Genomic DNA, 26,746 nt, shown 5'->3' on the forward strand with positions numbered 1-26,746 from the left:
CAGTATTAGTTTAGGGTGCTAAACTAAAAAGAAACAAAGCTAAGTTTAGCATTTAACCTGCAGGCGGGTCAAAATTTATGGTGTGACAGTAATGTTAAGTTTTTAAGATAAAAAAAAGAGCTTCCCGTGAGGGAAGCCCTGAACTTTCGGGTTTATCTGTCCCAGATTCTGTGATGCTTGACATCGTCCAGGTAGCCATCGAAATCTTTTTCTATATCCGTGACACCTTTCGCATCTTCTGAGAATGAAAGGGAATCGAATATGCTGGCGGAATCTGTACCGAAACCGATTGCTTTTTTGTGCTTGTAGGCAATTTCGAGGTTTTCTATTGCCGGCGCAGGGAGCGGTTGTCTGCCGCTGATCACAATCATTGAATCAAACAGGACGGAATGGACGGTATCGAATGTCGCGTCGAGTGTCATACTTCCGATTTGGTATATGTTATCGGAGATGAAGGTTGGCTGGAGTCCTTTGTCCTCCAGTTTGGATTTTGCCTCTGTCAATGTTTCCTCTGCCACATCCGGCATGACGATGACACCGACAGTGCGCGTGTCGAGGGAATAGTTGGTATTCATCATGCTCAGAGCAGGGGAACTCTTTTCATAAGTGGACTCTTCCACTTCAGGAGGTGCTTCGACACCGACCCTGCCAGCGACGTATTCCGTCATATCACGGTCGATCTTGTTCAGGAGTTCGGATATGGCCAGCTTCCTTATCTCCACATCACATTTGCCGAGCTCGAAGCTCAATGCATCATACAGGTGCTGTCTTTCAGGCTTGGACAGTGAATTCAGGAAAAGCTTCGCCTGGCTGAAATGGTCTTTGAAGCTGTCGCTCCTGGCCTGGATTTTCCTTCCTTCGACTTTTTCGTGATAATGCTCATAACCGCCTTCCTCTGTACTGAGAGGTTCCGGCTGGTTGTCATTCATATAGTTCTTATGATGGGCGGTCTGCCCCTTGTGGATGGACATCTGGTTATAGCCGTCACGCTGGTTGTTGGTGAACGGGCAGATTGGGCGGTTGATCGGCAGCTGATGGAAATTTGGCCCGCCGAGACGGATCAGCTGTGTATCGGTGTATGAGAACAGTCTTCCCTGGAGAAGCGGATCGTTCGTGAAATCGATTCCCGGAACTACACTGCCCGGATGGAAAGCGACCTGTTCAGTCTCTGCGAAGAAATTGTCCACATTCTGGTTCAGTGTCATCTTGCCGACAATCTGTACCGGCACGTCTTCCTCCGGCCATAGTTTGGTCGGATCCAGAATGTCGAAGTCCATGTTGAACTCATCCTCTTCATCTATGACCTGGATACCCAGCTCAAACACTGCAGGGTTGCCTTTCTCAATATTCTCCCACAGGGTCTGACGGTTGAAGTCGATATTCTTGCCGTTGATCATCTGCGCCTCGTCCCACATCACCTGATGCATGCCGTCTTTTGGTTTCCAGTGAAATTTGACGAAGTGGCTCTTTCCTTCAGCGTTGACCAGCCTGAATGTATGGACGCCGAACCCCTCCATCATGCTGAAGCTTCTGGGGAGGGCGCGGTCGCTCATGAGCCACATGACCATATGCGCACTTTCCGTATTTACAGAAACCCAGTCCCAGAAAGTGTTGTGCGCTGAAGCTGCCTGCGGCATTTCATTATGCGGTTCAGGTTTGACGGCATGCACGAAATCCGGAAATTTGATGGCGTCCTGCATGAAGAACACCGGCATATTGTTGGCCACCAGGTCATAGTTCCCCTCGTCGGTATAGAATTTGGTGGCGAATCCGCGCACATCCCGGGGAATATCCATTGAACCCCGGCTCCCGGCGACTGTGGAGAATCTTACAAATACAGGAGTCTTCTTGCCCGGTTCTGTCAGGAATTTCGCTTTAGTATACTTTTCCAGCGAATCATAGACTTCGAATTCACCGTGGACACCGAACCCCCGGGCGTGTACAACGCGTTCCGGAATCCGTTCATGGTCGAAGTGTGTCATTTTTTCGCGGAAATGGAAGTCTTCCATCAGGGTGGGGCCTCTTTCGCCGTTTTTCAGGGAAAATTCATCCTCGCTTACCGGCAGCCCCTGGTTTGTAGTCAGCGGAGCTTTCTTTGTATTGTCAATCGTATCTTTCTGCAGATCGTCCTTCTTCTTACTCATTCTAAAACAACCCCCCTTGAAAAGTATGGTAATGCTTTACTTAGAACAACGTAACATGGTTATATTCTGTTTGCATGTATTTGTGTTATACGGTTTTGCATAGACTTTACGGGGGTATAAGAAAAGGTCCGGCTGCTTTTGCAGCCGGACCTTTTTATGCCTATAGAGCATTTATGATTTCATCTGTGACATCGCGCTTCAGACCGCTGTGCTCCATCAGGAAGCCCCGGAGACCTTTTTCGGCGATGATTTCATTCATTTCGACCTGTTCCGGATCATCCCCATTATCGAACTTCACTGCATATAATGCAAGCTTTGATAATGCCCCGTGGCCCTTTCCTTCGTTGTGAAGATGGACGAGCGGTTTGATGATCCTGTCATTCGGGCCGAGTTTTCTCATTACACCGCGGCCGACACGGTTGAGGTCATCTGAAAGATGAGGGTTGGTGAAGCGCTCTGTGATCTTGCCAATGTAGGAGTTCTGCTCTTTGGCAGTAAAGCCGTAAACAGAAGTGATATACTCAAGCGTTTCCGCAAGTACGTCGCTCAGGAAGTTCTGGACCTTGCTGTCTGTCATCGCTTCATAGACAGTATCATAGCCGAGTGTCCTGCCGTAATAGGCTATCGCGGCATGCCCCGTATTGACCGTGAACAGCTTTCTCTCGATGTAGGGCATCAGTTCCCGCACATAGACAGGGCCTTCGAGACGTTTGTTGCTCTTCCACTCTGTTTCTTCAATGCCCCATTCATAGAACGGTTCGACTTTGACATCAAGGATGCGTTCGTTCTTCTGTACCGGTACGATCCGGTCCACTGCCGAGTTCGGGAAGCCGATATTCGGTCCCGCCAGTTCACCGGTTTCTTCCATGATGGCTTCTTTGAGTGTGTCTGTCGCCATCACAGCATTTTCACATGCGATGATATTGAGCGGACGCGGATCCTCAAGCCGCCCGGGCAGATGGGGAGCGATGCTTCTGCCGATAATCGGCAGAATATTCACTCCTACAGCTGTTGTGATGATATCGGCCTCAAGGATTGCCTGCTTCAGCTGCTCTGGATTTTCAGCTGTGTTGATGCCATTGACGCCGGTGATGTCGTAGGAAGCACCGTTTTCCTCGGCGATATGCACAGTATACCCATTCTCTTCGTTGAGTGCATCGATGATTTCTTTGCTGACATCTGCGAAAGTGACTTCATATCCATTATCGTGCAATACTTTGCCAATGAACCCTCTGCCAATGTTTCCTGCGCCAAAATGGATTGCTTTCATAATTATATGTCCTCGTTTTCAAAAAGTGAGATGATTTCATCAGCGGAAGATGCATTGATGACTTTCTCTGCATTATCCTCATCGGAGAATAGTACGGCAATTTTCTGAAGCATGTCCAGATGCTCATTTTCCTTGCCGGCAATGCCGAGGATCACTTTCGCTTCATTTCCGTCGAAATCCACACCGCCGGGAACCTGTATCAGGGACAGGCCGCTTTCGATGACGGATGTTTTACCTTCATCCGTGCCGTGCGGTATCGCGAGACCGTTGCCCATGAATGTGGAAACGACTTCCTCACGTGCGAGCATGGAGTCGATATAGGCAGGCTCCACGGCTCCCTGATCGACAAGGAGCTGGCCGGCCTGTCTGATGACATCCTCTTTGGCTCCTGCAGTCTGGTTCAGTACGATATTCTCTTTCTTCAACATGGTTCATCAATTCCTTCCTGTTACATAAATGTTTTGAATATAATTTTTGAATAGAACATCCAGCATGGATGGCTCTTTAAGCAATGATCCGATATCTTCATGGTGCTCACCCAGGAGTACGCTGATTTCACTGATCAGATCTGATATGAGTGATTCCTCCGGAACAAGGAGGATGATCTGATAGTTCACAGTGACAGCATCGCCATTATAATTCCTGTCGGTAATGCCGGCTGAATTATGGACGATGATCAGCTGGTGGCTTCGGATGAACGGCGACTTGATATGCGGATATGAAAAACCGGCTTCCCCTATGACATGGCCGGTTATTTTAAACCGTTCAGCCAGGCGGCGGACGGTATCGAGAGCCGCATGTCTTTCCAAAGAGGAATGTTCCGCGAGCATATTCCTGACGGAATCCATCGTCCCGAGAGGCGTATCCGATTCTGTGAAGGCGCGGTTGAGGTAGAGCTCGGATGCCTGTATGACCCGGTCGGGATCGACGTGTGAAAGCCCGGATACCGCGGACGGGGGTCTGTAGTCATAAGTTGTGGACCCGATCTTCGATATCGCTTCAGTGATTTTCTTCTCATCATGTTCATCGAGCAGGGGACTGACCAGTATATAGCCGTCCATGTCGAGCGGAACAGTGCTGAGGATGAGTTCATCCTCATGGATTTTCGTGTCGGACAGTTCGGATATGGACAGTTCCTGCCGGATGTACAGATTGTTGAACTTCGTTTTGAGCTGATTGGCAAGTATCCGGCTGGTGCCGATGCCGCTTGAACAGACAGTCGTGACCTCTATCCTCGGATTGGCATGCATGATGCCGCCGAAATGGATCGTCAAAAAGCCGATTTCGGATTCATCCAGCTCCCTGCGGTTGAAATGGCGGCGGAACTTTTCCCCGATGACTTCAAACAGGATAGGATAACTCTCCTTTATCGTTCCGACAAGCGGGTTGACGGTGATGATACCGGAATCCATGCGGTGGAGCATCGGCTCGATATGGAGCAGCAGGCCGTCCTTCAGTTCAGGGTAGGCATAGAAGGGATAATCCATGCCGCGGCTGACCTGGTCGATGAATGCAATGATCACGTTCTCGATGGAGTCCGGACCGAGTGCACTCTGGGACTTCCTTTTGCTCCCCCTCAGGTGCATGGTTATGAAATAAACTTCCTCCTCCGGGAACTTTATGCCGAATTCATCCTGCACTCTTTCCGTCAGTGACCGGGAGACTTCAAACTCCTGTGAATCCTTCATCTCCTCTTTCATTTCCTCTTTGATGGAAACATTCTGTTCATGCTCCGTACGGTCGATCGCAAGCACGATATGGAGCGTCAGGTTGAGGTATGCATTCTCGGTGAGTGTGTAGGGGAGGACAACGAGTTCATCCATGAGCAGCCGCTCCACTTTGAATATATTGTCCGCCTCCAGAATGCCGATGACTTTGTTGTTGACAAGGGAACTGAAGACGAAGTTATTCTCGATGACGGAATAGATGCTGTTTGAATTCAGTTCGCTGATCATCATGCTGGCGAGGAAATTCTGCTTGCCGAGCGGGTCGCCTGCAAGCTGTACACCGATTGCCCGCGTCTTCCTGATCTCAAGGCCGAAGGCGCGGAGCTCGTCTGCCATCTGGCTGATGAGCTCATCGACCGTATGCTCACCCACGCCGAGCTCGACGGCCAGGGCGCTTTTTTTGAGCCCCTCGGGGTTGAGCATCAGATTGTAGATGAGCGCCACTTTCTTTTCTTCACCACTCAGGTCCTTGTCCGCATTTTCTGTTATATATTTTGTCAGTGCGTCGATTTCGAGCTGCGCAAGATCCAGTTTGACACCCTTTTTGTATTCGCTGATCAGTTCGATGTTCAGCTTCCTGAGGGTCTCCCTCACATTTTTGAGTTCCCTGTGGACGGTCCTGGATGAGACACCCAGTTTGCCGGCAAGTTCTTTAATAAGCATAAAGGTGTCATTATGATATATTAGCTCGTTGATGATTTTCTTTTCCCGAGAACTGATCATAATGACACCCCTTCATATAATGCTATTTAATTATTGATGCTTTTTAAGTTCCTCGGTCAGTTCGTCGTAATGCGGACTGTTGAGGAAGTTGTCGACTGAAATGTGCTTGGCATCCGGAACTTTGTTCTCAGCGCGCTCTGTCAGCACTTTCTGTGTGATGATGATGTCCTCATCACCTTTGAGCTGGTTGATTGCAGAGTTCGTGACATCGATATCAAGACCTGCTTTTTTGAACTTATTCTTTAACATACCCGCACCCATGGCACTTGAACCCATGCCTGCGTCACATGCAAAGACGACTTTGCCGACTTTGGAATAATCGAAACCGGCAGGCTCGCTCTCTGCGGCCTCTTTTGTTTGGGCTGGGTCCTGCTCCTCTTTGAGCTCTTCAAGCAGCTCGTCATATTTAGGGCTGTTGAGGAAGTTGTCGACTGAAATGTGTTTTGCTGTCGGAACTTTATTCTCGGCGCGCTCTGTCAGAGTTTTCTGCGTGATGATGATGTCCTCATCACCTTTGAGCTGGTTGATGGCGGAGTTCGTCACTTCGATATCAAGACCTGCTTTTTTGAACTTGTTCTTGAGCATGCCTGCGCCCATGGCACTTGAACCCATACCTGCATCACATGCAAAGATGATTTTATCCACGTTCTTGTAGTCGAATCCCACTTCAGTCGCTTCCGCTTCTTCCGCTTTGGTCAGGGAGCCGGCGACAGAGGATTTTTTGCCCTTGGATTCCTCCATCTGTGCTGTTGCAGTTTCGAGATCCGCTTCGTCCTTCTGTTTGGAGAATTTTAATATTGCTGCTGCGACAAGGAATGAAACGAGTGTTGCCGCCAGTATACCGAGGAGCATCGTCAGATATTCACCGCGCGGTGTCATTGCGATGTAAGCAAGGATACTGCCTGGTGCAGCCGGACCTGAAAGTCCGAAATCTAGCAGTGAAAATGTCAGTATGCCTGACGCACCGCCGAGGATTGCAGCAACCACGAGTGTCGGTTTCATCAGTATATACGGGAAGTATATCTCATGGATACCGCCGACGAAATGGATGATTGCCGCACCCGGTGCGGTTGCACGGGCGGTACCTTTGCCGAATATCATGTAGGCGAGAAGGATACCGAAACCTGGGCCGGGGTTGGATTCGAGTGTGAAGAGGATTGAACGGCCCACTTCACGTACTTCTTCAGATGCGAGCGGTGTCAGTACACCGTGGTTGATCGCATTGTTCAAAAAGAGCACTTTTGCCGGTTCGATGAAGATGCTGGCAATTGGCAGCAGCCCGGCATCGACGATTACATCGACCAGTCTGCCGAGAAGCTGCGTGAGCCAAGAGACAACCGGTCCGAGGCCATAGTAGCCGAACAGTGCAAGGAAGAATGCAAGGAAACCGGCCGAGAAGTTATTGACCAGCATCTCGAGCCCCTGGCGGATTCTGGGTACGAGTACGGCATCAACCTGTTTCATCAGATAACCGCCGAGCGGTCCCATGATCATGGCACCGAGCAGCATCGGAGAATCCGGGAATGCCGCAATGACACCCATCGTGGCCGTCGCACCGACGACACCGCCCCGTACATCACTGATGAGCTTACCGCCGGTGTAGGCGATGAGCAGCGGCAGCAGGTAGACGATCATCGGATCGACCATGGTCGCGAGGTCTTCGTTTGGGAACCAGCCGACATCGATGAACATGGCTGTGATGAGCCCCCAGGCGATGAAGGCTGCGATGTTCGGCATGATCATACTGCTCAGAAATGAGCCGAACGCCTGTACTTTGCGGGAAATACCGCTTTTTTGTTCTGACATGTCTGTCACCCCTTGGAATATATTTATAAATATTTTATATGTAATTCAATCATAGTAAGGGTATAGTACTATTACAATAGGGACAAAATGCGAGTTTGGCACAGATTCAGTGACAAAAGGGGTTTTACGGCGCACCCCGTGCCGGAGCGCCGCATTAAAATTCTTGTAAGAAGAGGTGGCTTTATGTTCGAATACCAGTCTGTGTATAAGCGGAATGCTTCCGGGCTTCACGGGAAGACGTTCTGGTATACTGTCTTGACGTTCATTCTGATCTATGTGGCATTGATCGTCGTGGCATTACTGCTGATAAGCCCTGCGGCATTTTTCGATTCTGCGTGGGTGCTGCTTTGGATATTTCCGATGATCTTCGTCATTCTGCTGATTTCGGTCTTTGTAATCTATCCGGTCGGCATCGGTGTCCTGAGATTCTTTGCAAGTGCCTACAGGCAGAAAGAATATAAGTTCAAAGATGTCTTCATCACTTTCCAAAAAGGCAATTACAGCAAGGTGATCAAACTCAGTCTGCTGATGCTGCTCATCCATTTCGGATTTTCCTTAATCTATGGTTTCCTCGTGCAATTCATCGTGATGGCGATAAATACGCCGCTGATAGCAATCGGCGAGGGGATGTCGAGCGGAACCGGCCAGCCTTCAGGAGGGGAAATCGGTCTGATCATTTCACTGGTCCTGCTCAATGTCCTGGTCATCGTCATCTCGTATATACCCTATATACTGATGGGAATCTACATGTTTCTTGCGTTCATGACATACATCGACCAGCCGATGATCGCGACGCTGGATAAATTCAGGATTGCATGGGATGTGATGTTCAAAGCTGGCGGCGGCCTGATCCGTCTGATTGTGAGCAACTTCCTGCTGATGCTTTTGCCGACTGTCCTCTACGTCCTGATGTTTGCCGGAATTGCGATATTCGCAATAGCAGTGGATAATGAACAGACCCTTGGCTACATGATGATAATCCTTGTGCCGCTGGCGGCACTCATCATCATCGCCCTGTTCTGCTACGTCATGTACTACATGACCGGCAGTCTCACGGCCTATTATTTCGAGTGCCGTGATGCGCTGGACAGGAGATACAGCGAAAGGCCGCAGAATCCTGTCAGGGATGACGGCTATGAAAGCAATGAAGAGGCACAGCGATACGATGAGGACGATGGCCTGAGGCCGCTCTGACGATCGTGTCCATGGAGAGTTTTTTCAGATCGGGACTTCTTGGTCCCGATCTTTTTTAATTCCTTGAAAATAATCAATTTAGGAGTAAACTTGTTATAAATGCATGGGAAGAGGTGGTAGAGTGAGTGAAAATAACAAAGGCATCATTTTTACGCTTGGAGCATACATAATATGGGGGTTCCTCCCCATCTACTGGAAACAGGTTGAACATATATCCCCCTATGAGATCATCTCACACCGGGTTTTCTGGTCTTTCATATTCATGATTGTCTTCATCATTGCCACAAACAGGCTGCGTCTTTTCAAAAAAGACCTGAAGTTCATTTTCAAAGAAAAAAAGAAGGTGGCGGCCCTTTTCTTCGCCTCGGCTGTCATCACGTCAAACTGGCTGGTCTATATCATTGCGGTGAACACCGGTCATATCCTCGATGCAAGTCTAGGCTATTATATCAATCCTCTGATCAGCATACTGTTTGGTTTCGCGCTGCTCGGTGAGCGTTTCTCCAGAGTCCAATGGATGGCAATCATCATCGTATTCGCGGGAGTCGCATATCTTGCCGCAGGTCTCGGAGCAGCTCCGTGGATTTCGCTCTACCTTGCGACATCGTTCAGTGTTTACGGTCTGATCAAGAAAGTGATCAACCTGGATGCCATTTTTGCACTGGCAGTTGAGACGTTCGTACTGGCCCCTTTTGCACTGATTTTCATAGTCTTTCTGGAAGGCAGTGGGCAGGGGAATTTCGGATTCAACATCGACAGCCTGGTCATGATGGGCACGGGTGTCGCAACAGCGGTCCCGCTTCTGCTGTTTGCGCTGGGCGCCCAGCGGATAAGGCTGTCGCTGGTCGGTTTCCTGCAGTATTTTGCGCCGACGATCATGCTGCTCATTGGGGTGTTCATGTATGATGAGGCATTTACAGATATCCACAGAGTGGCATATATACTGATCTGGAGCGGGCTCATCCTCTATACGCTCAGCCGTTTCATGCAGATGCAGAAAAAAGCTGGGAAAAATCCACGGCGCCGCGTCTCCAGCTAGCATATCATTAGTTATGATGGGGGAATCGTGTTATGATTTATGGACAATTTGAGGTGTGAGGAGTTAAGAGGGAATGAAAGTTTCAAAATATTTACTTACCACATTGACTGTTTCGCTCATCCTCGCCGGGTGTTCCGGAGCGGGTAAGGTGGAAGATGATATAAATGAAACATCAGGAGAAGCATCTGAGGCAGGCGGGCCGGATGAAGAGGTTGTCCCGACACAGACTGTAAAGGAAAAGCTTTCGCACATGGGAGAGACAGATGATGAAATACTCAATGCCGTCATCGGGCAGTCGCAGGACATAGAAAGTTATCAGGCGCTTCTGAACCTCGAAGGAAAGCTTGATGACGCCCGTCCTGAATCTCTTGATGCAGATGTCCGCTTCAGGGAAGGGAAGGAAGACGGGCCGCCTTCGCTGCATTTGAAATCAGGAGGAGAAGACCGCACCTTCTCGAAGGATGGGGAAACCTTCTATTACAACGGCACAGACTGGGTAAATATTTCCGATTCCGCGGGGGCCCGTTCCCTGTATCAGGTAACCTACAACAACGCCGTGCTGTCACTTGCCGACATCAGGGATCATCTTGAGAAAGAAGAGGATGGCAATACGGTGACTTACAGTTACGACGGAAAGAGCGAGAAAGTGTTTGAGACGTTCAAACAGCTGTTCGCTGAAAATTTCGGCAATATCAGTCTCTCTGAAATAGACAACAATCTGGAAATTGAAGTGGATTCAAAAGAGCACACTATAAAGGAAATAGATTATGAAGCGGAGGGTGAGACGGAAACCGGTCCGTTCGAACTGACCGCCGATGTGGAATTCAGATCCTTCAACAGCATCGATGATGATGATATAGAAATACCTGAAAAAGTCAGGAATTGAGCAGAAGCAGGGCAATGATACATTGTCCTGCTTCTCTTATATGTAATTAAAATTGAAGAAATATTAGAAAAACAGTTTAAATTTAAATTGAGTATGTTTAAATAATATGAAAGGGGTGGAATAAAATTGGTAGAAAATAATCATTTCTATAATCTTTTCAATTTAAACGAATCACTGACGAACTTATCAATGAGGCACTGGAATAAGACATTCGGGGAGGATGTCTCGCTCACCCAGCTGATTGTCCTCAATGAACTACAGACATTCGGCAGGATGACACAGAATGAGCTTGCTGAGAAGATGGTGATCTCCAAGGGGGCGGTCAGCCAGATCATCAAAAACCTGGAAAACAAGGAACTTGTCAAAAGGGAAGTGGAGGAGACGGACAGGCGGAACCGGTACCTGGTGATTGAGGAAAAGGGACTGGAAACAATCGCCCGGGCAGAAAAGCACGCCGAGAAACTGCGTGAAGAATACATGGATCTGATTCCCGACCGGGAACTTGAAAATTACATCGAAACACAGAGGAAATTTACGGAGTACTTAAAATCACATATATGACATGAAAAAGGCGATTCGTCAGAATCGCCTTTTCGCATGTTCATGAGGATGTTTTCCGTTTGTTCTCAAGAATCATCCCTATGATCAGAAATGCAACCGTGTAGAGGACTGTGACCAGCATCGGGAATGCCGCTTCGCCCCATGTGATGTCCGGTTCCGCGTAGATCTGTGTGAAATGGTAGAGGGGAAGATACTGGGCGATATTTTGCGCCGTCTGCCCCATCACCTCGAACGGTATCATGATACCTGAGAGGAACGCCATGCCGATCGCGATAAAGTTTGCGAGCCCGTTGATGATGAATTTGTTTGTCGTAAAAGCAGCAATTACATAGTGAATTGACAGGGTGAATGCAGTGATCAGGAGCAGCGCTGTGAACATTTTGCCAAGCGGCACACCCGAAAGACTGTCCATGCGCAGTGCCAGTGCTCCGAAAAACATGAATGCGACGACGAACAGGCCGAAGACAATCTGTGACAGGATCATCTGGGACATGAAGGTGCTTGTCTTCATGGGAGAGACATTAATCCTCTGTTTCAGTTCAGGTGAATTGAACTCCGACATGATGTTGCCCACGAGTATGAGCAGGAAGAGCATAATCCAGTACCCGGCAAAGTTGGTGTAGTTTCTCATATACTCAAAATTACTCTGTGCCTCGACATCCACCGATTCATGAATTTCTACATCTATACTGTCTGAAAGCAGCTCTGTGACCGCATCTGTGTGAAGTTCGCCCGTGGTGTCAAAATCCGCTTTAAGAAATGTGAAATACTGCCGGATGGCGGTCTGCATCTGCAAATGTTGTGTCGACCGCTGGTCTGCCGTAGTCTCGACGACCGGGCTGCCGGAAGTGAACCTTGATTCTGCATCTTCGGGAATGGTTATGAAACCGTCTATGGCATTGAGGAATATCTTCTCCTCAAGCGCCTCAATATCCGGATTTTCCTCATTGGAGACCGTGACTTCGTTGTTTTCATCCAGGTAGTCGATCAGTCCCCGGCTGATTTCAGAACGGCTATTGTCGATGATGTCGATTCTCAGAGACTCTGAAGTATAGTTTTCACTTGAGTTGCCCAGTGAGAACATGACTGCAAAGATGAAAAATGCAGAGAGCAGAATAACAATTAGAATTCTGTATTTCCAGAAGTGGAGGAGAATCCCTTTAAATACTGTCATATTGTTTCCTCCTCAATGAAAGTAATGTGATGGAGAAAAAGACGGCCGCATACCCGATCAGCATGCCGATGGTCGCCCAGTAGTCATCATAGTTGCCGAGGAAATTGATTTTATACATCGTATCCGTAAGTCTTGCAAGCGGGTTGAGCGTATTCACCCATGTCAGGTTATTTTCTATGAGGATGATTTTTATGAAAGGCCCCATGAGTCCTGACAGTGCGGCAAGCCCGATGATGAATATTACTGACACCGTGGTTTTCATACCGGCGTTGATTTTCGGGAGAAGCCCGATGATCAGCCCGAGTCCGATCCCGGTCAGGTTGGCGATGAAAAGCAGTCCGAGTGTTGGCCCTAATTCCGTGAACAGATTGATCTTATACAGAATGATGATGACGGCCAATATTAAGAAATTCGTGGCCAGATTGAGAATGAGTGCGCCGAGTACGCTGGCTGACAGAAATTTGACTTTACTGTAGGGGCTCGCTGCGAAACGTGCTCCCATGGGATCCAGGTTCGGCTGCATCGACGACATGAATTCAATGCCGGAGAAGATGCCGTAGAACGCGATCATGGCAATCAAGGAATAGAAGAGCACAGCTTCCGGCTGGGCTTCCTGGCTGTTCTCTTCTATGAACTGGGCTTCAAAATCATAGTTTTCATAGGGTATGCCGGAGCCTGCGACCTTTTCAATCTGATTGATGACCATCTCGAGTACCGTCTGGTCGAAACCACTTTCGGTCACAAGCAGTGTGTTGTCTCCGTGTATATAACCTGAAATATCGCCCTGCTTCATTTCCGACACGGCTTCCTCTTCTGACATGACGGTCATATTTATGAAATCAATCTCTTCAATCACTTCGGTCAATTCCTGGTCTTCCTGGATACCGACATCAATGTTTTCAAGTTCTCCGACCGTCATGTTTGAAGTCGCCATGATGAACAGGCCGGTGAGCAGCAGCGGATAGCAGAGTGTCCAGAACCAGAAACCGAAATCCTTGAAACTGATACTGACCAGATAATAGGTCATGCGGAATATATTCATCAGTCCCTCAACTCCTTGCCTGTAAGCTCCAGGAAGATGTCACTCAGGGTGGCCCGTTCGCTTGTGAGGTCCGTATACGTCAGATTGTTGGATTCTATGAACTTGATGAGATTAGCCAGGTTGTTCTCCTGCTTTTCGAAGTGGATGAGGTAGTTGTCGTTTTTGTTCGTCACTTTGACAACATGGGGCAGTTCCGAAAGTCTTTTTTTCATCCCGGGGTCTTCTGTCAGAAAACCGACCTCCACCCTCTCCTGCGTGGAAATGGATTCCTGGAGCTGCCCGACTGTGCCCTGGGCGATATTGCGGCCCTGATCCATTATGACCATGCGGTCGCACAGCTGTTCCGCCTCTTCCAGATAGTGGGTCGTATAGATAACTGTCCTGCCGTCCGCCTTCATCTTTTTGACACCTTCAAGTATGAAATTCCTGCTCTGTGCGTCGACTGCAACGGTCGGTTCATCCATGAAGAGCAGTTCCGGCTTGTGGGCGATGCCGCAGGCGATGTTAAGCCGGCGCTTCAATCCGCCGGAGAGCTTGCCCGGGGTGAACCGACGGTATTTGTCCAGCCCCACGAAATCAATCGCTTCCTCCACCAGCTTTTTCCGCTCTTTGCTGTTTTGAATGTACAGCCCGCAATAAAAATCAATATTTTCATAAACATTCAATTTATCGAAAATCGCCAGTTCCTGCGGTACAATGCCGATACGCCGCTTGACGTCGTTATTGTTGGAATCAACTCTCCTACCGAAGATTTCAATGTCACCGCTGTCAAATCTGAGCAGTGAAAGCATGCAGTTTATGGCCGTGGTCTTGCCGCAGCCGTTGGGACCGAGCAGACCGACGATCTCTCCGTCCTGCGCGTTGAATGAAAAATGGTCCAGTGCAATCAGTTCGTTGTATCTTTTGACAACTCCATCCATCATGATCATTATGATTCCTCCCCGTTCAATCTTTGTTACATTAAGTTTATACTGTTATTGAATCAGTTGTTAGTGTATAAAATAATGATAAAGGGTGACAGATGTCATGAATCGGAGGTGAGGGTATGAGAGTGATCATAGAAAAACTGCTGCTGTACATAGTGCTGACCGGTTTCTATTTCGCGGATGCTGAGGGGGCAAGCCTGATCATCGCACTGTTTGCTTTCATACTGTTCTTTTCCCTGGACTTGTCGGAACACCGGTTCACCGTACTGGCCGCCACGGGGATTTTCACTTTATCCCTCCTGCTTGGCACGGGGTGGATCTATTATGTGCCTCTGCTCAGTTTCTCGGTGGCCGGCCGCTACAGAAAATGGGCCATTGCCACGTTCATCTTCCATCTGGCAGAACCGAAAATTTCACTGATTATGCTCTCGGGCATCGTCATATACATGGTCTATCTGCGGGAGGGGATGTCGTCGCTGGAACTGGAGAACAAAAAGGTTAGAGACCAGTTGACAAGCGATAACCTGCTGCTCAGGCGGCAGCATAACGAACTGCTCAAAAATCATGAAAAAGACATATACATGGCGGGGTTGAATGAGCGGAACAGGATCGCCCGTGACATGCATGATGCACTCGGTCATTCACTGAGCAGCAGCATCCTGCTGATCGAGTCTCTGCAGTATGTCAGGGATGAGGAGAAGCTGAAGGAATCGCTCAGCCTGTTGCAGGGCAGGCTGAAGTCGGGCATGGATGACATACGCATGAGCATCCACCATCTGTATGAAACATCCATCGATTTAAAATCGCGTATCGAAGACTATATGGAAGAGATGGAGCCGTTTGATGCAGAACTGTACTATGATGTGGATATGGAAATCGGACATGAGGTTAAAATAGATATCCTCTCCATAGTGAAAGAGGCACTTACGAACGTCAAAAAGCATTCTAAAGCGTCGGAAGTGAATGTTTTCATCAAAGAACAGAATGATTTTCTGACACTCTCCATAAAAGATAACGGCAGCAGGAAACCGGAGCAGAGCAAAGGCATGGGGCTTTTGTCCATGCGGGAAATCGTAGCGAAATACAGCGGGATATTCAATACATTCCATGACGGCGGATTTACGGTCCATATTACGCTTTACAAGGAGGGCATCAGATAGATGGATATAATAATAGTAGATGATGATGCACTGGTTGTTAATGCCCTCGGGACGATATTGGAGGGTTCCGGACACACTGTTGTGGCCACGGGCGGAAGCGGGCGGGAGGCGGTTGTCCTTTACCGGAAACACACGCCGGATCTCCTGATGACGGATATACGGATGGACGGCATGTCCGGGCTTGAAGCGAGCAGGAAGATACTGGATGAAGACAGCAGGGCGAACATCCTGCTGATCACTACCTTCAAGGATGATGAGTACATACACGAGGCACTTAGAATCGGCTGCCGGGGCTATCTGCTCAAAGATAATTTCAAAGGGATACTGCCCGCCATCCAGGCGGTTGCATCCGGCAACATGGTCTTTGACAGCGATATCGTAAAAAGTATGTCCACCCGGTCACATGGCCGGGCAATGGCAGATCTTTCCGAAAGGGAACAGGGGATACTCAGGGAAGTCGCCGACGGTCTGAGCAACCGGGAGATTGCAGAGAAACTGTATCTGAGTGAGGGGACTGTGAGGAATTACATCTCACAGATGCTGACAAAGCTTGAACTGCGTGACAGGACCCAGCTTGCCGTCTATTACTACAAAAACTAGAAAGAGGATGCCGGCCGGGCATCCTCTTTCTGTTTTGGATTATTTCAGTTTTGGCCAGTAGTCTCTGTTGGCTTCAATGAGATCATCCAGAATGTCTTTGGCAACCGAGGCACTCGGTACTGTCCTGGACAAAATCAGTGCCTGCCAGAGTTTCTGATAGGATTCTTCCTCGAACGCCTCCACCACAAGCTTTTCTACACCGGCCTGCTGCTCCATCAGGGACTTCTGGAATCTCGGAATCTCTCCGACCACGAGTTTTTCAGGGCCTTTGCTGCCGACGATGCACGGTATCTCCACCATTGCTGTCGGATCGAAGTTACGGATGGCGCCGTTGTTCTCAACGATCATCAGCATGCGTTCCTTCGTATTGAATGCAATCGCCCTGGCGAGGTCCACGATGTAAGAGGCGTGTTCATCAATCGTGAGCCTGGTATCCTCCGCAGTGCCTTTTTCGATGATTGCACGGCACTCGCTGAAGATAAATTTTTCACGTCCTTCCATCACTTCATTGGCGCGCGTGCGTTCTGAATTTGAATTTGCGACTTCGTAATCCGGGAAGAAGTAGTATTTCAAATATGTGTTCGGGATCGTATCCGGATCCAACGCCTGGATGTCCTTTGCCTTTTTCAGCGTGCTGTTCCAGCTTGCCTGCTGCTCGAGTTCGGAGCTGCCGTCCGTCGCATAGCCGTTTTTACTAACATGGCTGATGACTTCCGGCATAAGGGTATTGCCTTTTTTGTCACGTATATCCGTCCACCAGCCGAAGTGGTTCAGTCCGTAGTAGTCGACTTCAAACTCCTTGCGGGAAGAGAGGCCGAGGTTTTTGGCTATCAGCTCTTCGATGCCGATAGGCATATCGCAGATGTTCAGGATCCTTGCGTCCGGGCGCAGTTTGCGTGTCGCCTCGGCCACGATTGCTGCCGGATTGGAATAGTTGAGCATCCACGCATCCGGTGAATATTTTTCCATGTAGTCAACGAGCTCGAGCACTCCCGGGATGGAGCGCATGCCGTAGGCGATGCCGCCGGGTCCGCATGTTTCCTGGCCGATGACACCATGTTTGAGCGGAATCTTTTCGTCCTGCTCCCTCATCGCGTATTTGCCGACCCTGATATGGGCCATGACGAAGTCGACATCCGTGAAGGCTTCCGCAGGATCCGTACTGGCTGTGAGTGTCACCCAGGGCGCACGCTCTTCCAACAGAATGCCGCATGCATCAGCAATTGTCTGCTGGCGCTCTTTGTCGTTGTCATACAGTTTGATGGTATCAATCGGGAACTCATCGAGATAGTCGAGCAGCATCAGGATGATTCCCGGTGTGAAGGTGCTTCCGCCGCCTGCGATTGTAATATTGAATTTTTTCATTGTCATTTCCTCCTGAGTATCTTTTTTATTGTGTTCAGACCATTGCTTCGAAGTATTCCCTGACCTGGGGGACGCTCAGGCCCACGATGACCTGCACACTCGTGCCGCTCTTTGCGATGCCATGGGCCATCTGACCGTTTGTAAAGTAGTCGTTGTCCTTGACCTGGCCGGGGTCATTGACAGTTACCCTGAGCCGAGTGGCACAGTTTGTGACATCCTTGATGTTTTCACTGCCGCCGAGACCTTCCAGGTAATAGACAGCCTTATCTTCGTACTCATTGCCGGTGCTTTTGGCTGCAACGGCGGGTTCACCGGTTTTCTGATCAAGATAATCTTTTTTGGTATACAGTTTTGCTTCTTCACCGGTTTTTCTGCCGGGAAGGGCTATATCGAATTTCTCTATCAGGTACTTGAATGTGACGAAATAGATGCCCGTAAAGATGAATCCGATGACTGCCTGCGTGATATAGATGCCGCCGTGGCTCGCAGCAAGCGGTATCCAGTTGATTGCTGCGATATCTATCAGGCCGCCGCCCATGAGTCCGACGACGCCGAACATATTCATGATCATGATCATTGTTGCACCGAGCAGCGCGTGTATGACGAACAGATACGGTGCGATGAACAGGAATGTGAATTCCAGCGGTTCGGTGATTCCTGCAAATACTGCTGTAGCCGTTGCAGGCAGTACGAGCGCCAGCATCTTCTTCCTGTTCTCCTTCGGAGTGGAGTAGTACATGGCGAGACCGATGCCGAGGCAGCTGAATATCTTGATGTTGCCCTGGAGCAGGAAGCCGTAAGGGTACAGCTCACTGAGCGGCGCATCGGAGCTGCTGTACTCGGAGAGTTCTGAAATCCAGAGCGGCTTCAGCCCTTCATTTACAGCAGCAGGGCCGAATTCGAACGGCGTATAAATGAAGTGGTGCAGGCCGGTCGGTATCAGGATCCTCTCAAGGAAGTGGAATATCCACACGCCGATATAACCGGATTGGAGCATGACCTCCTGCAGTGAGGCGATGCCTGTCTGGACATACGGCCAGACGAATGCGACAAGGAAAGCCAGCGGAATCATCATGAAGAATCCGATGACCACAACGAATGACAGTCCCTGGAATATCCCGAGGACTTCAGGGAGTTTCGTATCATAGAAATTGTTGTGGATCCATATCACGATGGCCGAGATAAGTATCGCACCGATGATGTTCGTATCCAGCGTGGCGATGCCCGCAATCTCTTTGACCCCTGTGAGATTTTCAACGCCTTGTGACAGGTCGACGCCGAAAGTCTCCGGCCAGAGGGTCAGTATCGTATTTATATAGTTGTTGAACACCAGGTAGATCATCAGTGCTGCGAGCGTCGCCCTGGCCTGGGCTTTTTTCGCCAGTGAAATCGGCAGCCCGATGACGAAGGCGAGTTCCATGTGGTCAAAAATTGTCCAGCCGCCGCTTTCAATGATCGACCAGATGCTGTGCCACATCGTCCCTTCCACCGCGATATCCCCCATGATATTCGGATTTTTGAATAAAGTCGCAAGCCCTACGATAATCCCGAAGAAGGCGAACAACAGCACGGGAACTATCATGGCGCTTCCAAATCTCTTAACAGCATTCATAGGCAAAAACTCCTTGTATATGTCTTAATGGCCACTTTAAAGGAAGCGTTTTCAATTTCCAACACGTTTGACGCATTTAGGAATAGAATAGTACGATATGATTATATTTACAGGAGACGGAAATATTTTCATCAAGGACAGGGGATAGGATAATGGTACTGGATAAGCTCGTGAATCAGTATTATGATGCATTAAGTGACAATGATCTCTACGTCATCAAAGTGATACATGACAATATAGACGATATGAAGGTGATGAAGATACAGGAGTTGGCAGAGCTCTCGCATATATCGATATCATCGATACACCGGCTGGCAAAGAAACTCGGTTTCGACGGCTACAGCGATCTGAAGTCATACATCAAGCTGAATGATGCAGCGGGGGAGGACACCCAGGATCTGATGGAACTGCTTGAGCATGATATAAAACAGACATTGAAGCACCTGGACCAGCTGAACTTCGACAGACTCAACCGCATGATCGATGAAGCGCCCTTCATCTACATCTACGGTACGGGGACCGCCCAGCTTGAAGTGGCAAACGACGTGCAGCGCCAGCTCCTGTCTTTATACAAGCGGTCGATGGTTTTGAAAAATGAACGGGAACTGATGAACGGCATCGAACAGTTGGCGGATGGGGAGATTCTTCTGATCATTTCACTTTCGGGGGAGACGAAAAACTTCGAGGATATCATCCATCTGATCAGAGCGAGGAATGTACAGTACATCAGCGTCACGACGCTGAAAGACAACCTTCTTGCACAGAATGCGATGTTCAACATATATGTAAACAGCACGCCGTTCTATCTGTTCAACGGCATCAACAATTCCAGCTTCCTGCCTTACCACATCGTCTTCGACGTGATACTGCGGAAGTTCAGTAAATGGAAGAATGAACAGGCTGATGAATAGAAAATCTCCAGAACCGTGTTCTGGAGATTTTTCTTACGATTAGTCAATGCCGATATACCGCCGTCTTTATACAGCCCCGTCAAATTCAGTTGAGGGGATTCAGATAGGTTTCTATGAAGTCCCGCTGGTCTTCGATTTTAGGCGAAAGGGAGAGGGTTTCACCCAGGCTGTCCAGAGGTTCGTCAACAGTGAATCCCGGGCCATCTGTGGAGAGCTCGATCGTGATGCCGCCCGGCGCCTGGATATAGACTGCCTTGAAATAATGGCGGTCGACGATACCTGAGTTCGGCCACTTTTCCTCCTGCAGTTTTAAGAGCATCTCCTGCAGGTGGTCTTCATCTGCGACCCTGAGCGAGAAATGATGGACGCTGCCGTAGCCTTCCTTTTCAAGCTGGCTGTTCCTCTGTTCGACGACATGGACGGAGTCCCGGCCGACCTTGACTTCGGCCTCTGTGCTTTCGTCGGTAAGGTCTCCTGCTGTTTCCCCGCCGAGCAGTTCGAGCAGCTGGAGCGCCGCTTTCAAATACTGGACGGTGATTTCAACCGCACCGATTGAAGTGATGGCATACTCCTTCGGTATTTCATCGGTTGAATTGGGTTCGGAATCATCATATTCAGTATCGACCATGAGTGCCATGCGCTGTTTTTCATGATCTTCAAAAATCATGGACATATGGCCGAAACGTTCTGTGAAACCTTCGTGGTAGACACCTTTTTCATCGAAGCGGTTTCTGAAGAATTCCAGTGCTTCCATGGACGGTACCCTGAATATGGTCCTTGATATGCTGTTGGTGCCGGGCTGGAATTTTGGGGCATTGAATATCTCGAAGAACGTAATATCCGTCCCGGGCGTCCCTTTGTAATCGGCGTAGAAGAGGTGATACATGCCGGTGTCATCCTGGTTGACGGTCTTTTTGACGAGCCGGAGCCCTAATATATTTGTATAGAAATCATGGTTGTCGAGTATTTCCTTCGTGATGGACGATACATGGTGAATGCCTTTGACTGTCATGGCTATCGCTCCTTAAAGTCTATTACTATCAGTATATAATAGAGATGGGTTAAACTCTAATAAAGGAGGACGATCTTAAATGGAACATCTGTTTATAAAAAGCAGGAATGGAAGCGACCGGACGCTGGTCCTCTTCCACGGCACCGGCGGGAGGGAGACGGACCTGCTCGAAGTCTCAACCATGGTGAATGCTTCCGCCAACGTACTGGCTTTGCGCGGTGCGGTGGAAGAGAATGGACAGGCGAGATATTTCAGACGGCTGTCTCCCCGGGAATATGACCAGGAGAGCCTGCGTGAGGAAGGCATGAAGACCGCCTCTTTGATAAGGGAGCTCGCTTCTGAATATGAACTGGACATGGCGAAAGCGGTCTATATAGGCTACTCCAACGGCGCAAACATGGCGGCCCATCTGCTGCTCAACCACGATATCGCCGTGGCCGGGGCAATGCTCATGCACCCTGCCTACAGGAGTGAACTGATTGAGAGAGATATACTGCTCCAAAGCAGTGTACTGCTCACTGCGGGTGCCCGGGACATGACAGCCACAGCGGGCGAAGCCTACGAACTGAAGCAGTCCCTTGAACTGAAAGGTGCATCCGTTGAAGTGAAGCTCACAGATGGCGGCCATGAGATCGTTTCCGAAGAGCTCATGGAAGGCCATGTATGGTATTTGAAAGTGGATGGCATGATGGATGAACTATAGGTATGTTTTCCTGAGGTATTTTTCCAGTCCGTCTTCATCACATGTATAGTCTGTAATATCCCCGGCGGCGGATCTGATGTCATCATCGGCATTTTTCATCGCCGTTGCTTTGCCCGTCTTTTCAAACAAGGGGATGTCGTTCATCGAATCACCGATGGCATGCACATCTTCGAAGCGGATATCGAAATGCTCGAGCAGTGTCTCTATGCCGGTCGACTTATCAATCCCCTTCTGCATCACTTCGGCATTATGGACACTGGTCGTATAGAGCGCATAATCTCCTGAGTCCCGGTTCTGTTCCAGAAAATTGTACCAGTCGCCGATTTTCTTTTCATCCACGCTGAAGAAGAACATTTTGACGACATCTTCATAGGGCAGGGCATCGACCCACTGTTCATCCTGTTTCAGGCTTGTTTCAGTGAAGTCGATTTCAAAGGCTTTCAGTGAAGCCGGCCTTTCCAGCTGGAAATCCCTGATTATATAATCCCTGTCCTGCAGGTGGGTGCGTGAGGAATTCTCCAGGGTATGGACTTCATAATAGATTTCACGTTTCCGGGCTTCACCGATTATCTTTTCGACAGTGTCGGGACTGAACGAAGTGGCGTCAATCTGTACGCCGTCTACATATACCCCCATGCCGCTTGCGGCGACATATCCGTCAAGCGGACAGTTGTCCGGTGTGATGGATTGTATTTCGTGGCTTGTCCTGCCGGTGGCAAAAAATATATACATCCCTTTTTCTTTCAGCTCTGCAAGTGTATCAGGCAGGGTAAGGGGGAATTCTGCTTTATGGTTGAGTATTGTACCGTCCATATCCAGGGCGATTGCTTTCATTTCTGTCGTCTCCTCGTCAAAGTTATATATTAAAATCAGTGTATTTCCGCCGTAAACCGGATTGTTGTGCTAAAATATTCAGTATTATTTATCATTATAAATTGGGTGTTATGATACCAGCAGGCCGTTTTTTCGTACTTCAGATGCTGAACACCGGCGGTGCCGCGGCGGTCATCCCGGCAGTATCCATACTTAATTCTAGACATTTTGCCATGTCTTTTAAAGTGAATTATGAATCAGAAGCATGAATCTCTCCCGGACCGGCTCATCCTTTCTCCAAGGATTCCTCTGTTCTTCATCGTCCTGGGTCCGATCGTCTTCGTATATCTCATCATGCTGTAGGAGGGAAGTGGAATGGGCGGTTTCATCTTCATATTCATGAATGTCATACTCCCGATCATCATCATAGTATCCACGGGCTATGTCATCCAGCTCAAATTCAAGCTCGACCGCGGGACCCTGGCAAAGCTTGCGATCCATTATGTGATGCCGGCGTTCATATTCATGAGCCTGTATGAATCGGATATCAATTTTTCGCTGTTCGTGAAAATCCTGTTATTCCTCAGCCTGTATGCTTTCGTAACATTCCTGATTACGCGTTTCATCGCCCGGTTTCTCGGTCTCGACAGGGGGCAGCGCATCCTTTTTACAAATTCCAACCTGTTCTATAATGCGGGGAACTATGGTGTGCCGGTCAACGATCTCGTATTCAGGAGCGACCCGTACGCGATGAGCGTGCAGGTCATCATGGTCGTCTTTCAGAACATGTTCGCATATTCATACGGCATATTCTCGCTGAGTGCGGAAAATTCAGGGAGGGGCAGGGCACTTCTTGGCTATTTCAGAATGCCGATATTCTACGGGCTTGCCCTCGGACTCCTGTTCAACTATTTTGATATCGGCATGCCGCCCCCAGTCACATCCGCCCTCGATTACATGAGGAATGCGATGATCGGGATCGTGCTGTTCATACTCGGTGCCCAGATTGCCGGCATAAAATTCAGGCGTCTCAGGTTCAGTGCATTCACAGCAAGCCTCTCAAGGCTTGTAATCGGTCCGGCAGTGGCGTTTGCGATGCTGCTTCTGTCAGGCATTGAAGGAACCACAGCGCAGGCGATCCTTATCACCTCTGCAATGCCGGCGGCTGTGAACAGTTCAATCATTGCCCAGCAGTACAGTGATGATCCTGAGTATGCAGCTGAAATCGTCATGATGAGTACGCTTCTGAGTGCTGCGACAGTGTCTTTCGTCATATATGCCGCCATGAGCATATTCTGATGATTTATCAAAAGTGCCCCTGTTGTGGTAAAATGGAGGGAAGATAAACGGGACGAAGGAGATTTCCAGTATGGTCAGTATCAATGAGCACTTGAATGTGTATAATATGAGCGATCTGAAGCAGATGGCCCGCACGATTTCGGTGAAGAATTTTTCCAAATTGAAAAAAGAGGAACTGATTGATGCAATCGTCGAAAAACAGAAGCAGCCTGAAACCGCAGCGTATGCCTACCGTTACATCGATGATGCATCTTTTGAGAGCTGGCGAGATGCAGCAAAGGGCGGGAACGAAGATCACTACAGCCTCGAGCAGGTTTTCGGCCTCTACATCATGGGATATGCAGTCGAGGACATGGAGCAGGAGGACCGCTATTTCATTACGGATACGGCAGCGGGCCTGTTCGGCGGAGCCGATACAGAGGGGAACCGGGAAGTGCGCATCAGCGTACAGAGGAAACTGAATCTGATCCGGGCGTCACTGCATCTGTACGGCATTGTAACTTTCAAACAGCTGATCCATCTGTTCAAAAAATACTATGACATGGACATTACGGCCGAGGAGATTACAGACTTTCTTGGCGCATCCCCTTACGATATCACAATCAATGGGGAGAACGGGGAAATTGTCATAGATGACATGAATGACGAGCAGTATCAGATGGTGCGCAGACTGCAGGGAGACCGGCCTTACTATGAGCCTGAATTTGCGAAGTTCATCAAGTTCAGCGATCCGAATTTCATCGATGAATCCGTCCATCACACAGAGCTGAGGGACTGGATTGCAGAAAATACGGATGCACCCAAAGAGCAGCACCGCAATATCTATATCTCCCTGCTGCAGCTGATCATGAGAGGGGCAAACCAGGATGAAGTCATACAGTACCTGGTGTCACTCGGTGTGGAATTCAAAGATGACGGAGAGCGGCGCAGTTTCTTCGATAACATCGCTGGAATCGTGAATAATACGAGACATTTCAAATTCCGGGGACATAAGGAATCGGAACTGCAGACGAAAACGATCGTCAGAGAAATCAAAGTGGGCAGGAATGATCCGTGTCCATGTGGCAGCGGCAAAAAGTACAAGAAGTGCTGCGGAGCATAATCTTTTTCAGTGAAGCCCTGCGGGGAAGGCAGGGCTTCATTTATATTATTTCATGATTGAATTTTCAGAAAGGGGAAGAGGAATGGACCATTATAAATATCCCTATTTAAACAGACGTTTCAGTGTCTATGCCAAAAATGGGATGGTGGCGACAACACATCCGGTGGCAACTGAAGCGGGGATAGACATGCTGAAGAAGGGCGGAAACGCTATGGATGCGGCAGTCGCCACGGCGGCCGCACTTACAGTGGTGGAGCCCACCAGCAACGGAATCGGAGGAGATGCTTTCATGATCGCCTGGATGAACGGCAGACTGCACGGCATGAACGCAAGCGGCCGCTCCCCACAGGGATTGTCGATGGAGACGATCAGGTCAAAAGGTTACGCCGGCATGCCCAAGTACGGCTGGCTGCCCGTAAACGTGCCGGGGGTGCCTGCAGCCTGGGCAAGTCTTATAGACAGGTTCGGAAATCTGACATTGAAAGAGGTGCTTGCCCCCGCCATACGGGCGGCAAGGGATGGTTTTGCGATTACACCGACCGTTGCGAGATACTGGCGGGCGGCGTATGATAATTTCAGCAGGGAAGTGGAGAAGTTCGAAGAGATCCGGCCATGGCTCGAAATTTTCGGTACAGTGACAGCCGGGGAGATCAGGACACTTCCGCAGCATGCCGATACGCTCGAAGAAATTGCAGAGACGGATGCCCGGAGTGTGTATGAAGGAACGCTGGCTGATAAAATTGTGTCATACAGCAAAAAGTCCGGCGGACTGCTTACGCATGAAGATCTGAGAGGGTTTGAAGTGGATTATGTTGATCCAATCAGCGTGGCATATAAAGGTCACGAGATTCATGAAATCCCGCCGAACGGTCAGGGGATAACAGCCCTTATGGCACTCGGTATGCTCAAAGGAGATGTATTCAGCCATCTGGATGATGCAGCGTATCATTACCAGATTGAAGCCATCAAGCAGGCATTCGCCGATACGACGGCATTCGTGGCGGACGAAAACCATATGAAAGTGACGGCAGAAGAGCTGCTCGATGATGATTACCTGCAATCCCGCCGCGCGGAAATCGGTGAGGAGGCTGCCCTCAGGGGACACGGTGATCTCCCGCAGGGCGGAACGGTCTATCTGGCCACGGCTGACGGGGACGGGAACATGGTCTCCTATATACAGAGCAACTACATGGGCTTCGGATCGGGTGTGGTGGTCCCGGGTACGGGTCTTGCATTACATAACCGCGGGCATAATTTTTCGATGGATCCGGATAATCCGAACTATGTGGGCGGCGGCAAGAAACCCTATCATACAATCATCCCGGGTTTTATTACAAAAGGCGGCAGACCGGTCGGTCCGTTCGGTGTCATGGGTGCTTTCATGCAGCCGCAGGGACACCTTCAGGTGGCGATGAATCTGATCGATTACGGTATGAATCCGCAGAGTGCCCTGGATGCACCGAGGTGGCAGTTCAAATCGGGGCTCGAAGTTGAAGTGGAGGATCGTTTTGATCATGATGTTGCACGTGCGCTCGCAAGGCGCGGCCATAAAGTCAGCGTGAACCTGGAACCGAACAGCTTCGGCCGGGGGCAGATCATCATCCGCGGGGAGAACGGCGTCCTGATCGGGGGCAGCGAATCCCGTACTGATGGGTCAATTTCAATATATTAGGTGAA

Annotated in this window: 23 protein-coding genes; 11 read left to right on the top strand and 12 right to left on the bottom strand. The window is 49.3% G+C overall.

Annotated elements, in window-relative coordinates; genetic code table 11:
* Positions 1-152: 152 nt before the first annotated feature.
* From WN59_RS05665 to WN59_RS05685, 5 genes are all read right to left on the bottom strand, one after another.
* Positions 153-2,144 carry a catalase gene (locus WN59_RS05665; protein ID WP_046513965.1) on the bottom strand — a complete coding sequence of 664 codons (1,992 nt, stop codon included), beginning with the start codon at positions 2,142-2,144 and terminating at the stop codon, positions 153-155.
* Positions 2,145-2,304: 160 nt separating this feature from the next.
* A complete protein-coding gene (locus tag WN59_RS05670) occupies positions 2,305-3,414 on the bottom strand; it encodes a mannitol-1-phosphate 5-dehydrogenase (RefSeq protein ID WP_046513968.1) in 1,110 nt (369 codons plus the stop codon).
* 2 nt (positions 3,415-3,416) lie between these two features.
* Entirely contained in the window at positions 3,417-3,842 is a 426-nt protein-coding gene (locus WN59_RS05675) for a PTS sugar transporter subunit IIA (RefSeq protein ID WP_046513971.1), read from the bottom strand.
* 6 nt (positions 3,843-3,848) lie between these two features.
* Positions 3,849-5,864, bottom strand: a complete 2,016-nt coding sequence (locus WN59_RS05680; RefSeq protein WP_046513976.1) for a BglG family transcription antiterminator — start codon at positions 5,862-5,864, stop codon at positions 3,849-3,851.
* Positions 5,865-5,894: 30 nt separating this feature from the next.
* Positions 5,895-7,670 carry a PTS mannitol-specific transporter subunit IIBC gene (locus tag WN59_RS05685; protein ID WP_046513979.1) on the bottom strand — a complete coding sequence of 592 codons (1,776 nt, stop codon included), beginning with the start codon at positions 7,668-7,670 and terminating at the stop codon, positions 5,895-5,897.
* Between the two features lie 183 nt (positions 7,671-7,853).
* Between WN59_RS05685 and WN59_RS05690 the strand changes: the two genes are divergently transcribed.
* The 4 genes from WN59_RS05690 to WN59_RS05705 all read left to right on the top strand — a co-directional run bounded on the left by WN59_RS05690 (position 7,854) and on the right by WN59_RS05705 (position 11,350).
* On the top strand, positions 7,854-8,864 hold the full coding sequence (locus WN59_RS05690; protein WP_046513983.1) for a hypothetical protein: 1,011 nt from the start codon (positions 7,854-7,856) through the stop codon (positions 8,862-8,864).
* Positions 8,865-8,985: 121 nt separating this feature from the next.
* Positions 8,986-9,903 carry an EamA family transporter RarD gene (gene rarD, locus WN59_RS05695; RefSeq protein ID WP_046513986.1) on the top strand — a complete coding sequence of 306 codons (918 nt, stop codon included), beginning with the start codon at positions 8,986-8,988 and terminating at the stop codon, positions 9,901-9,903.
* 73 nt (positions 9,904-9,976) lie between these two features.
* Positions 9,977-10,789 (top strand): hypothetical protein, encoded by an 813-nt coding sequence (locus tag WN59_RS05700; RefSeq protein WP_046513989.1) that lies wholly within the window; start codon positions 9,977-9,979, stop codon positions 10,787-10,789.
* A 126-nt stretch (positions 10,790-10,915) separates the two neighbouring features.
* Positions 10,916-11,350, top strand: a complete 435-nt coding sequence (locus WN59_RS05705; protein ID WP_046513992.1) for a MarR family winged helix-turn-helix transcriptional regulator — start codon at positions 10,916-10,918, stop codon at positions 11,348-11,350.
* 40 nt (positions 11,351-11,390) lie between these two features.
* Here the strand turns inward: WN59_RS05705 and WN59_RS05710 are convergent, their stop codons facing one another.
* Genes WN59_RS05710 through WN59_RS05720 form a run of 3 tightly spaced genes read right to left on the bottom strand, consistent with a single transcriptional unit; the run spans position 11,391 to position 14,495 of the window.
* Complete coding sequence (locus WN59_RS05710; RefSeq protein WP_046513995.1) at positions 11,391-12,524, bottom strand: ABC transporter permease; 1,134 nt, start codon at positions 12,522-12,524, stop codon at positions 11,391-11,393.
* Positions 12,511-13,566: an ABC transporter permease gene (locus WN59_RS05715; RefSeq protein ID WP_046513999.1), complete on the bottom strand. Its 1,056-nt coding sequence runs from the start codon at positions 13,564-13,566 to the stop codon at positions 12,511-12,513. The genes WN59_RS05710 and WN59_RS05715 overlap by 14 nt, the downstream gene beginning before the upstream one ends.
* Positions 13,566-14,495: an ABC transporter ATP-binding protein gene (locus tag WN59_RS05720; RefSeq protein ID WP_156172396.1), complete on the bottom strand. Its 930-nt coding sequence runs from the start codon at positions 14,493-14,495 to the stop codon at positions 13,566-13,568. Before WN59_RS05720 ends, WN59_RS05715 begins: the two co-directional genes overlap by 1 nt.
* Before the next feature lie 116 nt (positions 14,496-14,611).
* Here WN59_RS05720 and WN59_RS05725 point away from each other — a divergent pair, with 116 nt between their 5' ends.
* Both WN59_RS05725 and WN59_RS05730 read left to right on the top strand, forming a co-directional pair.
* The gene (locus WN59_RS05725; RefSeq protein WP_046514006.1) at positions 14,612-15,652 is read left to right on the top strand and encodes a sensor histidine kinase; all 1,041 of its coding nucleotides are present in this window, start codon (positions 14,612-14,614) and stop codon (positions 15,650-15,652) included.
* On the top strand, positions 15,653-16,252 hold the full coding sequence (locus WN59_RS05730; protein ID WP_046514009.1) for a response regulator: 600 nt from the start codon (positions 15,653-15,655) through the stop codon (positions 16,250-16,252).
* 39 nt (positions 16,253-16,291) lie between these two features.
* Here WN59_RS05730 and WN59_RS05735 read toward each other — a convergent pair whose 3' ends face one another.
* Together WN59_RS05735 and WN59_RS05740 are read right to left on the bottom strand one after the other, a co-directional pair.
* Positions 16,292-17,617 (bottom strand): 6-phospho-alpha-glucosidase, encoded by a 1,326-nt coding sequence (locus WN59_RS05735; RefSeq protein WP_046514012.1) that lies wholly within the window; start codon positions 17,615-17,617, stop codon positions 16,292-16,294.
* Positions 17,618-17,651: 34 nt separating this feature from the next.
* Entirely contained in the window at positions 17,652-19,229 is a 1,578-nt protein-coding gene (locus tag WN59_RS05740; RefSeq protein WP_046514015.1) for an alpha-glucoside-specific PTS transporter subunit IIBC, read from the bottom strand.
* A 152-nt stretch (positions 19,230-19,381) separates the two neighbouring features.
* On the opposite strand from WN59_RS05740, the gene WN59_RS05745 reads away from it, so the two are divergent.
* The gene (locus WN59_RS05745) at positions 19,382-20,140 is read left to right on the top strand and encodes a MurR/RpiR family transcriptional regulator (RefSeq protein ID WP_046514019.1); all 759 of its coding nucleotides are present in this window, start codon (positions 19,382-19,384) and stop codon (positions 20,138-20,140) included.
* 85 nt (positions 20,141-20,225) lie between these two features.
* Here the strand turns inward: WN59_RS05745 and WN59_RS05750 are convergent, their stop codons facing one another.
* Positions 20,226-21,152, bottom strand: coding sequence for a VOC family protein (locus tag WN59_RS05750; RefSeq protein WP_046514023.1), 927 nt, complete (start codon positions 21,150-21,152; stop codon positions 20,226-20,228).
* Between the two features lie 79 nt (positions 21,153-21,231).
* Here WN59_RS05750 and WN59_RS05755 point away from each other — a divergent pair, with 79 nt between their 5' ends.
* On the top strand, positions 21,232-21,855 hold the full coding sequence (locus tag WN59_RS05755; protein ID WP_046514027.1) for an alpha/beta hydrolase: 624 nt from the start codon (positions 21,232-21,234) through the stop codon (positions 21,853-21,855).
* Here the strand turns inward: WN59_RS05755 and WN59_RS05760 are convergent.
* Complete coding sequence (locus tag WN59_RS05760) at positions 21,850-22,689, bottom strand: Cof-type HAD-IIB family hydrolase (protein ID WP_046514030.1); 840 nt, start codon at positions 22,687-22,689, stop codon at positions 21,850-21,852. The two genes, WN59_RS05755 and WN59_RS05760, sit on opposite strands and share 6 nt — an antisense overlap.
* A 354-nt stretch (positions 22,690-23,043) precedes the next feature.
* Between WN59_RS05760 and WN59_RS05765 the strand changes: the two genes are divergently transcribed.
* The 3 genes from WN59_RS05765 to WN59_RS05775 all read left to right on the top strand — a co-directional run bounded on the left by WN59_RS05765 (position 23,044) and on the right by WN59_RS05775 (position 26,741).
* Entirely contained in the window at positions 23,044-23,967 is a 924-nt protein-coding gene (locus WN59_RS05765; RefSeq protein ID WP_046514035.1) for an AEC family transporter, read from the top strand.
* Positions 23,968-24,037: 70 nt separating this feature from the next.
* Positions 24,038-25,069 carry a Rho termination factor N-terminal domain-containing protein gene (locus tag WN59_RS05770; protein WP_046514038.1) on the top strand — a complete coding sequence of 344 codons (1,032 nt, stop codon included), beginning with the start codon at positions 24,038-24,040 and terminating at the stop codon, positions 25,067-25,069.
* A gap of 82 nt (positions 25,070-25,151) precedes the next feature.
* Positions 25,152-26,741, top strand: a complete 1,590-nt coding sequence (locus tag WN59_RS05775; RefSeq protein ID WP_046514041.1) for a gamma-glutamyltransferase family protein — start codon at positions 25,152-25,154, stop codon at positions 26,739-26,741.
* Positions 26,742-26,746: the final 5 nt, after the last annotated feature.

Source organism: Salinicoccus sediminis, from assembly GCF_000986795.1.
In the GTDB taxonomy this organism is placed as follows: domain Bacteria; phylum Bacillota; class Bacilli; order Staphylococcales; family Salinicoccaceae; genus Salinicoccus; species Salinicoccus sediminis.

Bases quoted from the DNA above. Each gene is read 5' to 3' on its own strand.
- WN59_RS05675 (WP_046513971.1), bottom strand. From the start codon at position 3,842: ATGTTGAAGAAAGAGAATATCGTACTGAACCAGACTGCAGGAGCCAAA.
- WN59_RS05715 (WP_046513999.1), bottom strand. From the start codon at position 13,566: ATGAATATATTCCGCATGACCTATTATCTGGTCAGTATCAGTTTCAAG.
- WN59_RS05770 (WP_046514038.1), top strand. From the start codon at position 24,038: ATGGTCAGTATCAATGAGCACTTGAATGTGTATAATATGAGCGATCTG.
- WN59_RS05730 (WP_046514009.1), top strand. From the start codon at position 15,653: ATGGATATAATAATAGTAGATGATGATGCACTGGTTGTTAATGCCCTC.
- WN59_RS05755 (WP_046514027.1), top strand. From the start codon at position 21,232: ATGGAACATCTGTTTATAAAAAGCAGGAATGGAAGCGACCGGACGCTG.
- WN59_RS05735 (WP_046514012.1), bottom strand. From the start codon at position 17,617: ATGAAAAAATTCAATATTACAATCGCAGGCGGCGGAAGCACCTTCACA.
- WN59_RS05700 (WP_046513989.1), top strand. From the start codon at position 9,977: ATGAAAGTTTCAAAATATTTACTTACCACATTGACTGTTTCGCTCATC.
- WN59_RS05720 (WP_156172396.1), bottom strand. From the start codon at position 14,495: ATGATCATGATGGATGGAGTTGTCAAAAGATACAACGAACTGATTGCA.
- WN59_RS05690 (WP_046513983.1), top strand. From the start codon at position 7,854: ATGTTCGAATACCAGTCTGTGTATAAGCGGAATGCTTCCGGGCTTCAC.
- WN59_RS05670 (WP_046513968.1), bottom strand. From the start codon at position 3,414: ATGAAAGCAATCCATTTTGGCGCAGGAAACATTGGCAGAGGGTTCATT.
- WN59_RS05745 (WP_046514019.1), top strand. From the start codon at position 19,382: ATGGTACTGGATAAGCTCGTGAATCAGTATTATGATGCATTAAGTGAC.
- WN59_RS05740 (WP_046514015.1), bottom strand. From the start codon at position 19,229: ATGAATGCTGTTAAGAGATTTGGAAGCGCCATGATAGTTCCCGTGCTG.
- WN59_RS05665 (WP_046513965.1), bottom strand. From the start codon at position 2,144: ATGAGTAAGAAGAAGGACGATCTGCAGAAAGATACGATTGACAATACA.
- WN59_RS05750 (WP_046514023.1), bottom strand. From the start codon at position 21,152: ATGACAGTCAAAGGCATTCACCATGTATCGTCCATCACGAAGGAAATA.
- WN59_RS05760 (WP_046514030.1), bottom strand. From the start codon at position 22,689: ATGAAAGCAATCGCCCTGGATATGGACGGTACAATACTCAACCATAAA.
- WN59_RS05765 (WP_046514035.1), top strand. From the start codon at position 23,044: ATGGGCGGTTTCATCTTCATATTCATGAATGTCATACTCCCGATCATC.
- WN59_RS05710 (WP_046513995.1), bottom strand. From the start codon at position 12,524: ATGACAGTATTTAAAGGGATTCTCCTCCACTTCTGGAAATACAGAATT.
- WN59_RS05685 (WP_046513979.1), bottom strand. From the start codon at position 7,670: ATGTCAGAACAAAAAAGCGGTATTTCCCGCAAAGTACAGGCGTTCGGC.
- WN59_RS05725 (WP_046514006.1), top strand. From the start codon at position 14,612: ATGAGAGTGATCATAGAAAAACTGCTGCTGTACATAGTGCTGACCGGT.
- WN59_RS05680 (WP_046513976.1), bottom strand. From the start codon at position 5,864: ATGATCAGTTCTCGGGAAAAGAAAATCATCAACGAGCTAATATATCAT.
- WN59_RS05775 (WP_046514041.1), top strand. From the start codon at position 25,152: ATGGACCATTATAAATATCCCTATTTAAACAGACGTTTCAGTGTCTAT.